Raw genomic sequence first — 12,809 nt, 5'->3', positions numbered from 1 at the left:
CTAGAGAACTGGGGTCTTACCACCATGATGACCAAAAAGCTATTCCAGCTGGTGGATATGTAAGAACAACGCTTCTTAAAAAAATCAGCCATAATTGTATTTTCGAAACGAGGAATACTTCATACGTGTTAGTAAGCATAGGAGAAAGAGTTAAAGTCACTCAAAACGAAGCCCAAAACATATTCTCTCTGCGCTAATTAGATAGCGGGGTATGGTGAATTACGAATGCGGCCTGAACTTTCTAGAATTGAGAAAAGCCTAATATATCAATAACCATTTGCTAATGGTTAGAAAGCTCATTTGAAACCCATTATATTGATTTTATAGTTTCTAAGATAGCTTCATAGCATGGCTCAAGTTGATCGCACTTACCTTTTATGTTGGCTGTGAAGGTTTGAGAAACCTCAAAAGAATCATGCCACTCCGAGCTTTCTGTGACCGTAATATCATCGGGACAATCTGAGAATTGAGATTTTGTAATATCAATGGTTAACTCACCTTGAGTTAACCAAGCATGTGAAGCCCAGTCTCCATCAGCTTCAGAGCCTCGCTCACCACCGACATAGGTGAAATCTCCTAACCCTATATCGGTTAAGTAAGTGCCTAATAGTAGTGCGGAATCACCACAGCACCCTCTAGGAAAAGTAGACATGGTCTCAGGTAATTTCCCCGCTTGTAGAGACTCGATTATTGCATTTCGAAATTTAATGGTGCTGTTTACTAGTTCGTGCATGACAATCTCCAAAAATAATGCCAAACAATGCTACGATATATAGCAGCAACCTTGCATATACTCTTTCTATATTTTTTTAGTTAAGGATTAAATCTTGTGGTATGCAGGAATATACATTGCCACATACGAAAATGACTGAAATCCTCAGTCGATCATCATAGTTTCTGATTTTGCAAATCTCATTATGCATCGTATGGTCAGGGTTATTGATAATAACTTCATCCCAATGCTAAATGGATTTCCATATTTATTAAGTACAATATGCTCCATACTTACCTCTTCCCTGTTAGTACATAACACCAAAAGAAGCGCATAAGTAATTATACGAAGCAAAGCAGAGCGAACAGCTGCGCCCGTTTAATTACCTTGTTATGTGCTTTTTAGCAAATCAACATATACAAATGACAAACTATCAATAAGCTCTTTTACCAAGTTGTCGATTGTTAGTAATACTTTTTCATATTGCTCAATAGACTCATCTATAACCACATCTTTTATTTCATCATATGAAATTAAGTCGGTGATTTGTTTCACTGATATTGACTCAAGCTCAGCATTTTCAATTGTCTGTAGAACAGATATTTTTTTACTGGAAAAACCCGATTGATGAGCTACTTTATTCCTTGGTGCTCGAAGGGGATCTATTTCCTTTTCCATGTTTTTTAATATGGAGTACGACTTAGGTGAAAAACTTAATAGTTCTTTACTTACCTTACTGTTCCCCCCTATTTTCTCTATTTTATTATTTTCAAGTCCCATCGTTGACCCAGCTAAAAGGTATGAGCGATCTACCACGCTTGTTAGTCTAAGTAGAAAGTTTTCTATATGAAAAGCGTGATGCTCAGAGAAGTTATAACTTGAATCTCTGTATGCTGTTTTACGTAAATACTCGATTGTAATTCGCATATTTTTAAAAGCATTATCAATTTCCGCGACTCTTGAAAACACATCTTGAGCATATAGTTCAAGAGATGACGCTGTATAGTTACTATCACCATTAGACAATGCTGTCATTGCTTTTGTAAGGGATTTAGTAACTAAAGGAAATAGTTGTTTGATATTAGGGTGTTCTGAATGGATAAAGTTTCTCCTTAAGTGCATAACACTTTAGTCAATCGCCGGGGATTCGTTTGGCGGTATTAGTCTGATAAAATTGAATTTGTTTACAATGTATATTGCAAGATATTCAATATATGGAACAACAGTGCTTTTATTGATATTTGCAAGGTCTAATTTTTTCAATGAAAAATACTATTACTAAATATAAATTTCACTGATGAGCTTCCGGATTGTGTGATTCTCCAGTTTAGCGGCTATTGGGGAAATATTATCTTGGTTGTCTCTCCAGTGCATTCCATCGTTATAAATCACTCCGAGTAGGTAGTAATATTCGGGCACAGTGACCCCAACCGATTCAGCGTATAATAGTTTGTCTCGTGTTTTGAACGTCTTTAGAAATTTTTGTTTATGCAACGCATCAACCAATAGCTGGTATGTTTTTTTCTCTACATCGACTCTTACTGCACAGCAAACAGCTAATGGGTCAAACTGCTCATCACCCTGTAAGTATCTTTGAACTTCGGAAGAGATAAATTCATAAAACCTATTAGCATCCCCCCACGTTTCGCGAAGCCCAAGTCCCCTAAATTCAATACGTTTGTTGATCTGGCCAATGTGGTAGTGAAGTAAAAATTTGGAAACGCTTTCTTTGATAAGTGGTTCATCTCTTTTCCTGAGAAGCTTGATCATTGCTTCATCAGGAAGGATATCCCGTTTATCTAAGTAATACGTTTTTTGCTTGCTGAAAGCAAAATTCTTAAAATAATAAGGATTAAGGTGTGTCATAATTAAGGGGTAAATGATCCTTCCTTCAGCTTTAAATTTGTCAATCAATTTGGTTATGTAATATTGAACAGCAACAAGGTTAGCGTCATCTAAGTAATCAAATACCTCATCTATTATGAGTATAGAGCGTTGGCCTTTTAACTTTTTCATGGCTCTATTGAGAAGTGCTACAAATGTTATTACGTCTCGTTGGCCATTTGAAACATGGTGAGTTTTAGGGAATTCTACCAACAGCTTTCGCTGTTTCTCTTTTGGAATAATTTGGCACCAAGAGCTATTAAAAGCGGACAACATCTCTTTGTAATCATTCTTATCACATAGGTAGTCACTGTACTTTACTGCTTTTTTGAAACCAGATTTATCAGCCATGTAAACGTGATGGATTTGTATAGCTGCTAGATAAGCAATTCCCTCATTATTCAACCCTAAATTTGAACTACTTATAAGAGCTGCTATCTCACGAAGAGGCTCAATACTTGATAAGTCTTCTATCTTGTTTTGATTTAACCAATCACGGATTGCAGTCGCTGATTCATTATGTCGCGCATTTATTTCATTAGTGATGCGGGTCAATTTATCCGTATTTCTAGCCTGAGAAACCCTATCCAAGAAGCCGTAATAGCTCGCTAGCTTTTTGGTGAAAGATGGATTACGAAAGTTAGTGCCTATATTAGGAAGGATCTTTCCGCTACGGCCAAAGGCTTGCTTTTGCCCTCTAAAGGAATAGCTAAAATCAGCCCTTTCTGGAATTGTTTCGACCAATACTACTGGTTCTACGGCTATTGATGCACTAACAGCTGTCCTTCCACCAAAGAGTCGGCCTACACCTTTCGCCTTAATTTGATTGTTGATGATAAACCACGAAAAGTGATCATTTATGGTGTTTAATGTATCGTCTGCTTCAAGGTGGTGCTCGTTGGAATCGGAGTCTGTGTAATCTATAGAAATCTTTGAGTTCAAACTAGGATCATTTCTATGAAAAAAATCTTCAGGGACTGATAGTTTATTCTGTTGAAGACTTAGAAAAGCAGCAGCGAGTGAACTCTTCCCAAATCCATTTGGAGCAACTAGCAGGCTTGGCCTATTGGGGATTATATTGAGTTCGAATACTTTGTCAGAGAAACCTTTAACATTCTCAATTCTAAGTGTATTTATGGTCATGTTATTTCAAATCCTTCCATGAACTATTATTTTTTTACTCCGATGATGCAAGCAGCAATTCTTTCACTAACGTGGGTAGTAGGATCTGGCATCACGACGAAATGCTCATAAACTCTTTCAAATGGAAGTGGTGAGCTGATTAATACATCTCTAAGGTCAGACAACAATATAGCCTTACGCCCACGTGCTGAATTTAGCTTCTCGTACCAAACAGGCCTTATAAGCTCAAGCCACCTATCGGCTAGTAGTGACCAGTTAACCGCCCTTTGGGTTTCAATTTTCTGAGAAAGAATCCCCATGAGCTTCTTGTAGAATAGAGTTTGTTCTTCGTCTGCATGTTGCGCCCACTTACCCAATATCAATTCCATCTCAGACAGAGCGACTTGTTTTCTTCTAGGTAGAAGGTTTCGTTCGATCTCAGGAAGTCTGCCAAGGTAACTTTTCACATCTGCAAAACACCTATCAGAATGAAGATCGATCTCTTTTGTATCGTCGTTCAACTGGCCTGAAAGGAATGTCGAAATATGAGAGAGATCTGTAATGGGTTCTTTTTGCTTACTGGATAGGAGCACCCACTTAGGAGAGCCAAACTCAGTACCAGAAATACAAAAGAATCCCCAATCATGATCTGAAGCGACAGCACTGATTCGTGTGCAGGTTTCCTCTATAGCAGCCATTTCTTGGTAGTGCTCGGTTGAAACCAATCCTGATTCATCACCAATTAGTGACCTGACAGGATCAAATGCGTCTTGTATCCCATCCCATGACACGCTTTCTTTCTCCGCCTGCTCGATGATCTCTTCATAATTTACACAATGATCAGACATACCTTCAGGCAAATAGAAGTTTGAACCTAATAGCATCTCGTTGGCTTCGAATCGTTCAATCAGTCGGTCATCCGCTCTGAGCGCAAAGGCTTCATGGTCTCTAGGCCAATAAACATGGATTTCATCGTGGATACTATCCATTCGATCGACACGGCCTATACGCTGCTCGACAAGGCGAACTACAGAAGGCATATCCAGATGCACGACCGCAGAAGCATTCTGCAAGTTATACCCTTCTGACATGGCGTCTGAACATAGTGCTAGCACATTCTCAGTTAGTGGGTTCTCGTTATTTAAATACCGATCAACTTCTTTACGCTCTGTCTTGGTTGAATCACCTGATGCACGTAGAAGAATTACGTCATCAAGTATTTGGTGCTTCTCGGATAAGTGGCGCAGATAGATCAACGTTAATGGATGACGATCAAACGCAATAACACCGAGTTGATCTTGGTTTGTGAAAAGTTCCCTAATGAGCATCAATTTAGCTAGTTCACGTGAGTCATCAAGCGTTTCAAGTTCAGAGAGAATGTCCTGATAAATATTGATTTCCTTATCTCGTGCTCTCTCAAAAGCTACCTGATCATTAAGCCAGTCAGGTATTTCAATCTGCCCTATTAATTGTTCAGGTAAAACGACGCCGGGTGCTTCTTCAAGCTCAGATAACTTAGGAATCATTCCCTTATGACCAGTACTGTCCTTTGCACCAAACTTAAAGAAGGCTAGAGTTTGCTGTAATCCCGCGATATGCGCATAAGCTGAGGCACGAGAAGATCTAAGATGAGAGATAACTTGATAAGCTGCGCTACGTTTAGCCATACCCAAACGGCGCTTGAATACTGACTCAGGATCTAATGACTCACCATCTGGGGTTGAAAATGCACTTTCATCAATAGTACGTGTAATGAAAGCCACACCTTTCAATTGATTGGTTAATTCACGGATCTTATGCGCAATAGATATAGACGCATCAGATTCGCCGGTATCGTATGGAATAGCCTTATGTTCGGGATATCTACATAGTTGCTGATGTTTGTTTAGATAGGAATCAGGGTCTTTATCTACAAGATTATTAAGTTCTCTCTTAGTCCGGCGAACAGTGAATTTCGCGATCTCACTCTTTAGAGATTCCAGTTGATCTTCTCTCGCCTCACGCATTTTTTTGACATCAAGACGCAGCCAGTTATTAAACTGTTGAATGACTTTCGGGTCGAAGTTATCTGCACCTAAAATATTCACCAAACAAAGTAAATCAGAAGCACTTCTGTTAATTGGTGTGGCGGTGAATAGCATCACATGATCTGCAAGGTTTCGTAGTAGTACTTGAGCACGTTTAGAACCGGCATTGAGATAATTGTGAGCTTCATCAACAGTTAGAATCTGACCCTGCTTGATACACTGCTCTACGAAACTGTTTATTGCTCTTTCTTTATCGACAAAACTGAGAGCGGCTTGAGATAACGGTTGATGGCTTAAACCGTAGCTTAAAAGCTCTTTCTGCCAGCCTGACACTACGCCGGGAGGGCTGATAAGAGACATCCCCCCACCGCGAATATTTCCGGTTCTTATAAGTCGATCAAAGACAGCTCGCTGTAGAGCCGTACCCATTCGGGTCTTGCCGCTGCCCGTCGCATCTGCAACTAAAACACTACCAAGGTTTTCTATGATCCAGAGAGCCTGTGCAATGCCTTGTTGCTGTGATGGCCATAGGGCCAAATCAGGATTGCTCAAGGTTGTATAAGAGGTGTATTTTTTTGCCCAATGGCCTTCTAAAAGTTCTGAACAAGCTCGGGCAATACAGTCTTTCCAGCTTGATGCTTGCAGCAGTGATTCAAGCAGATCTTTGAGGTGCCCTCGGTAATCATCAGCAAGACTGAAAAGCGCTTCAGCGTATTCGGAGATTTCAGTATAGCGTTGCTCTTCTTCATCTTTTTTAAAGCGCGCATTGGCTTCAATGTTGCGAGTGAGTCCTGAATTCGAAAAGTTAGAAGAACCGAGCATGGCGACTTCACTTGTTATTACCATCTTCGCATGCATCATTCTTCCGGGAATATCTAGATAGGCTGCATCAACTTGACCTAAACGCATCTTTTCTAGTGCGACAAAGACATCAGGATACTGAAGAAGAGATATTCGCTTGTTAAGCCAGTATTTTTGAACCTCTTCGGGGAATGTCACAAGGGCAAGAGACATGGGGGCATTGGTGATCGGAAACGGCTCGTTTCCAATTAGAAGACGTAAATCCTGATCCTCCTTTAAACCAGCAATAAGCCTTACCACTCGAAGCAGCGATGTATAGCCCGTAACAATAAAAGGTTCTTTTTCGTGTTGAAGGTCGATTTTCAGAACAGAATCGACAGTATTGCGGCCATAATTATGGGGGATGCGAGTAATTTCTGGAAAAGACCCTTCGGGGGGGTTGCTGCGATTCTCAGTATCAGGTGAGAATTCATCTTTAAAATACAGAGGGATCTGATCTGCCATACCACCATTCCATGGTTTCTATCTATCTTGATCGTTCAGAACAGATTATCCCCGCTAGCCCCTAATGTCCAACCCTAGTATTTGCAGAAGACTGGAACGGATTTACTAAAAGGCAATTCAAAGCTTTCAAACAGAGGGAGATCATTGAGCTATTCGCGAAACAGAAGATAAGTTTTTATGTATCTCGCAAGCTTCAGAATTAGGTACTTCTTCCATCGAAAAACTAAGAGGCGTGGCTACAGACTGGCAATCACAAAGAAACTCATCATAACTGTATTCTCTGGAATAATATGAGAAGGATTTGAGATAAAAGTAATTTCGCGCTGTTGTAAATGATTGCGCTATTTCAGTTGATAGTTCGAGTGAAGCCTCGTAATCAATCTCCTTACTCAGATTAAGATTAGTAACCCCGTGTACCTTTGGGGTGAGAGGTTTTGCACCAAAAGCTGAAAGGTCTGACAGATAACCTGTAACCCTATGAGACCAGCCGAATACAATGACGGGCCCGACGGAAAGGCCTGTAATGTATTTTGAGTGTTTTTCTAACCATTCTTTAGTTGTGTTGATTGAACTAATTGTTTCTCCCGCGAAAAGCAAAATGTTAATTTTAACTTTGATTCCGAGCCTGTACGCCTCTTTACGAGTGCTGATGCTTTACGTAAATAACGAACTGGGTCTTTCGTTTTGCTCATTCTAATCAACTGCGCGTAATCAGCGCTTTCAAGTCCTAAGTCGATGACTCTTAAACCGCATCGATATAAAGGTTCCAAAAAGCTGGGATACAAACTATCTACACGCGCCTCAGTTCTCCAATGGAAATTTGGAACAGCAATAGTGTTGATAGATGAAGTAAACATTCCTACCCAGTTACGATTAGGAACAAACATTGATGCTTCTAGGTAGAAGTTCATTGGCTGATGGTCATCAATAAGCTGTGAAGACGAAGCTTCTTCCAAAATATCATTAGGATGTTTAAGACTGGAAAGTGGCTCTGATTTTTCTTGGCAAAATGAGCAGCCCATACCGCACCCTCGCGAGATTTCGATACTGGGTTGATATAATTCCCTCTGGTGCAGGAGTGTGTAATCTAAAGAATTAGAGCTTGATACAAAGCTTAATGATTTTGTTTTTTTATCCTGTTCAACAATTCCTCTAATTAAGTGTTCAGCAGTACCGTGTACGATCTCATCCGCAAGTGGGACTAGACCCCTCATGTGCTCAAATTGTCCATCTATTACCCAACGGCCACCAATAATTACTTTTATGCTGGGTGAGGCTTCTTTTAGAAGGGAAATGAACTCATTTACCCAACTGATAGCATAGAAACTTGGAATAGAGATTAGTACTGGATAAGTGCTTTCAAGTATTCCGCTTTCAAGAGCCGTATCTAATGTTGTTGTTGGGGTATCGAAATTACCTTGGAACTGAATGGCATCGATACCACTCCTCTTTAGCGCAGAAGCAAGGGAGAGAAGCCCGTAGTTTAGGTATTGGTTTCTGCGATGAATTACATGGTTACTTTTCTTCGTGGTTATCTGACCAGCAGCAATACAAAAAACTCGTTCCAATTTTATATCCCTTTGAATTTAAACCAGCATTCCTAGCTGTTCTTATGGCCTTTCAAGGCAGAATTTATAGACAATTACACAATATCAAGAACCGCAGCAATGTTTGTATTTTTGGTTGGAACCGCATGCGCATTTATCGTTCCGGCGTTGTTTGGACGGTGTTTTAGGTTGATTTTTTTTAGGGAAGCCAAAGTCATATACATCTTCAATGACTCTATTTTCGCCCATAACAGTAATGATATGATTCACCTGTTCCAGTGACTTTATTTTTCCGTCTTTTGAGAAGCTGTAGAAAAAAATAGGGTCTTCAATAATCATCTCTTGTGTGACTGTTCGTCTTACTTTCTTAAGTCCCTCCTTTGATAATCGTTGACATCTCGCCTTCAGCTCCGTATCCGAATCCCCATAAAAGATATCAATCTGAAATGTATGCACCAGATACCTCAAGCCACTTAAAATCGAGTTCTCGCACCCTTGGTCAATTAGTAATGCACAGTATTCATATTTAGCCTTAATGAGTTCGTCTTTATTTTCTATATGTGAGGGCTTTTCAAAATAAGAGCTGTAATGTTTTTCAGCACCTTTTAAATTTCCATTTGCGAAATAGTTACGTGCCAAAGCTAAATGGGCTTCATGCACCCCCAAAGAAAGGGCCTGTTCGAAAAAGGAATTGGACTCTTTTATGTCACCTGCTTGTTTATGAATATGGCCAAGTTGCATATAAGCTGTAGGGTCAGACTGCTGAGAAGCTGAAAGGAGTAAGTTGTTTGCTTTATCTACATCCTTCCCTCTATAGAAACCATCGGCATAAATTATTGCAAGTGAAGATTGAGCTACCGGTTCACCGTACTCACAAGCTTCGTCGAGATAATTAAAAGCAAGAAATTGCTTCCATTTCTCTACTGGGTAACCCCATCTACTATCAATTAAGATGGCTCGCCCGAGTAGCGCCTTCAACCCGTAGCAGTTTGGTGCTCGGCTAGCCAATTCTGTAAAGTAGTCAAACTGGCAGTCCGACGACTCAGGTTTATTACCATAGTTAAACGGCAAACCGTAGATCATTGACTGAGCATATTCAGTCAATGAATCCGTATCGTAGTCTTCAGCAGCTGAAACAGCCAATACAGAGTAGTAAAGGGTTTCCTGAATCTTCTTATTTAATGTGTATGACCCTCTTTTCTCAAGAATTCCCCTTAGTATTTTCTTTAATTGAGCGCGAGCCTTCGGGTCATTTTCAAAGACAGCGTTGTATGACAGCAGCATTGTTTCTGCGGAATTATCAGGTTCAAAGAAAAACTCATTATCACGCAAGCCATACAATGACATACGAAGCATGCATATTAGTCGGCAAAATTTATGTATAGCCTCTTCAGAGGCGGGGCCATAATCCTGATCTAGGGTTTGAGCGTTCGGGTCTAGGTGAACAGCTCTATTTGCCAAAATACGAATCTGATGAAGTAAACCCTTTACATCGGGGTTAATTGCATGGATTTGGTATAGCTGCTCAATGGAGTCATGAAGCCCATCTGGTTTTGGGACAATCTGATAATCATCTACTAATTTAGAAACAATTTTTTCTATCAATATTCTTATATCTGCAAGAGCAGATTTTGGGGCTAATACTAATAGCTGCTTTGCGCTTTGGTAAGTAGGGAGTAGATCTTCGTTGAATAATTTCACTAACTCCGAATCAGTCCGTTGAATCATGCGTTATTCCTTGAAACAAATCACCCTATCAGATTCCCTCTGATAGGTTTATAGCACTATATCCTCCATCACTAGTGCAATCAATTAGATAAAGTGACTCGATTGACAAAACAGGCTATTATCAATATAAATTCAAATTAATTTTTTAAAAACAAGTAGATAGCTTCAGCTTTGTCTGGAGAAAATGCGCTAAACCTCAACTTACACCGGATTCTTTCAAAACGTTAATCTGGAGGGTCTTCCTACGTCCCGTATAAACCGGAAGGCTTCAGCTTCAAGTTTCGCTGGAAGCTACAGTAGCGCACGCTGCTCTTTTGACTTATTGGCGATTAATGGACGTAGACGCTTTGACCCTGACCTGGGTATTTCTCGTAAACGTGCATAAACACTTCTGAACATGCCTAGGCCACTGGCCATCATCGTAGGCTTCTGGAAGCTCGTCTAAGGGTTTTTAAATCAGGTTTTTGTTCTTAGCCTTGGTACGTTGCTTTTTCTGCCAGTCGATTACTGGAGCCTGCAATTACTTCAGCTATCAGTTACATCTTCAATTCATTCTTCTGGGTTCATTTATCGATGATCTGTTTTTCAATAGAGTCAACGTAACAGCAAATCATCCGCGTAGGCGTCACTGCTGGCCGGAAAACTGTTTGTTAAAAAAAGCCTATTTTCGTGACAGTCACTTAAACCCTTTAATTTCACCATAACGATCCCAGGCAAAACGAACCATAGAGCTAAACTTCTTAGTGTTAAGTACGCGTAAACAATCTGATTCTGTCCAAAGACACGCATCATTCTCCAGTATAAAAGCATCCTGTTCTCTACGTTGCTTTGCTTTACGCTGAGCTGGTGTCATTGAATCTGAGAATAGCGGCTTACGTCCTCGCTTAGCAGGCTTCATACCAGCATTATTTGATGGAATAGACTTATCTTTTAAATCTTTCATTGCTACACCCAATTTGTGACTGTCACTCAATTGTAGATGTGACTGTAATATACGACGATACTTAATTTGGATTAAGAGTGGATCATAATGAAGTGAATACAGAAGGTCTAAACTATTAAACGTGCATATAAGTACGATCAGAAGTTCACATATTGGTAAGGTATAAACCACGAAATACAATTCTGGCAGGAATAGTAATTGGTTCATTATTAGAAACCAACTCAAATGGTGTCAGTTTCAAATAATGAATATACTTAATGTTATGGAATGTAATTTCCTCCATTTATTAATGGCTTACGCTATCTTTATGAAGTCTTTATTTGCGTATGATAGATGATAATTCAACACTCTAGATGTCATAAAGTCACATTGAATAGCTAGGTTTTTTAGTTTACTCCGCCCTCTTCTTTTTCAGGCGGTAAGCGAGTGAAGGTCGTGAAATTACAAGCAGACGAGCGGCTTTTCAATATTGATAAACTAGTCAAAATACTAAAAAGAGAAAAACTACCTAAAAATTTATTCGCATTAATAATGGCATATCTCACCAAGGCAAAACTTCACCATTGGAATGCCAAAACGTTCCAGAGTTTGAAAGGTTAAGCTGTTCTATCCTATGCGAGAGCCGTTCCGCTGCCTCATCGGGAGTTATATCACCTGTTCCGCCTATCATATCAGTACCCACTAGACCTGGGTGCAGAATAGCCACAGAAATGCTTAACGGTTTCATGTCATGCGCTAAGGATACACCTGCAATGTTTAATGCCGCTTTTGACATTCGATACCCATATCGACCACCGCTCGTATTATCAGTAACCGAGCCCATGCGACTAGTGATAAGTGCAACCTTCGCTCCTTTAGCCAGACTAGACATTAGCGCTTCTGTTACTAATACAGGTGCTAGTGCGTTTGTTTGAAATTGTTGCAGGATCGTTGATTCGTCAATCTCACCTAATACTTCATTTCTCAAAATACCTGCATTATTAATAAGTAGATCAATCTTCGTATCTTTGAGTTCACTGACAAGTCGTTTTAATCCTTGCGGACTTGTCACATCAACATCATCAATAACATTCACACCAAGATTGATTAGCTCTGACGAAGCCTTTCGGCAAACAGCGAATACGCTGCAACCCTGCTCTTGATATAAGCGAGTAAAAGAAAGTCCAATGCCTCTATTGGCACCGGTAATAACAACTGTTCGTGACATCGTGCGTACCCAATTCAATTGATCTTTATTAGATAGAAGCCTCCCATAATAATGCAAAACGATCTATGCCCAATATACCTCCATGTAATTCAGTACTAATTGACAGATATTTTTTTCAATAAATAAATATATAATATAAAAAGGAAGAAGGATCTTCTCTATGCAATGTGATAAGCAACATCGAGCGTACTGTTGGAGTTATGGATGACGACTAAATACAGCGCTGATTGTTAAGTTTATCACTGAGAAATCTATACAACTGAATTGCTAATCAGTTTCAGCTCTTCATACCCCAAAAACTCAAAATCACTTAACTCTAAACGCTTTCATAGCC

General features: G+C 39.8%; 9 protein-coding genes. 1 reads left to right on the top strand and 8 read right to left on the bottom strand.

The genetic code is table 11. The annotated features are described in order from the left end of the window. Positions 1–197, top strand: a 197-nt coding sequence (locus B4K11_RS07270) for a DUF6957 family protein (RefSeq protein ID WP_292949431.1), incomplete at its 5' end; no start/stop codon positions are given. A gap of 113 nt (positions 198–310) precedes the next feature. On the opposite strand, the gene B4K11_RS07265 is transcribed toward B4K11_RS07270, so the two are convergent. From B4K11_RS07265 to B4K11_RS07230, 8 genes are all read right to left on the bottom strand, one after another. Further along, positions 311–733 carry a hypothetical protein gene (locus B4K11_RS07265; RefSeq protein WP_292949428.1) on the bottom strand — a complete coding sequence of 141 codons (423 nt, stop codon included), beginning with the start codon at positions 731–733 and terminating at the stop codon, positions 311–313. 369 nt (positions 734–1,102) lie between these two features. Then, entirely contained in the window at positions 1,103–1,738 is a 636-nt protein-coding gene (locus B4K11_RS07260; protein WP_292949425.1) for a Cthe_2314 family HEPN domain-containing protein, read from the bottom strand. A gap of 252 nt (positions 1,739–1,990) precedes the next feature. Further along, positions 1,991–3,739, bottom strand: coding sequence for a hypothetical protein (locus B4K11_RS07255; protein ID WP_292949422.1), 1,749 nt, complete (start codon positions 3,737–3,739; stop codon positions 1,991–1,993). Positions 3,740–3,765: 26 nt separating this feature from the next. Further along, positions 3,766–7,050: an SNF2-related protein gene (locus B4K11_RS07250; RefSeq protein ID WP_292949419.1), complete on the bottom strand. Its 3,285-nt coding sequence runs from the start codon at positions 7,048–7,050 to the stop codon at positions 3,766–3,768. 542 nt (positions 7,051–7,592) lie between these two features. Further along, positions 7,593–8,618 (bottom strand): hypothetical protein, encoded by a 1,026-nt coding sequence (locus B4K11_RS07245; RefSeq protein ID WP_292949416.1) that lies wholly within the window; start codon positions 8,616–8,618, stop codon positions 7,593–7,595. Between the two features lie 84 nt (positions 8,619–8,702). Then, complete coding sequence (locus B4K11_RS07240) at positions 8,703–10,325, bottom strand: DUF4145 domain-containing protein (protein WP_292949413.1); 1,623 nt, start codon at positions 10,323–10,325, stop codon at positions 8,703–8,705. 676 nt (positions 10,326–11,001) lie between these two features. Continuing rightward, complete coding sequence (locus B4K11_RS07235) at positions 11,002–11,475, bottom strand: hypothetical protein (protein WP_292949411.1); 474 nt, start codon at positions 11,473–11,475, stop codon at positions 11,002–11,004. A 334-nt stretch (positions 11,476–11,809) separates the two neighbouring features. Further along, on the bottom strand, positions 11,810–12,475 hold the full coding sequence (locus B4K11_RS07230) for an SDR family oxidoreductase (RefSeq protein ID WP_292949408.1): 666 nt from the start codon (positions 12,473–12,475) through the stop codon (positions 11,810–11,812). Positions 12,476–12,809 lie beyond the last annotated feature (334 nt).

It is taken from the genome of Neptuniibacter sp. UBA6509 (assembly GCA_002435145.1).
GTDB lineage: Bacteria > Pseudomonadota > Gammaproteobacteria > Pseudomonadales > Balneatricaceae > Neptuniibacter.
Note: the sequence above shows the minus strand (reverse complement) of the source record. Positions and strands in the feature narration are given on the sequence as shown.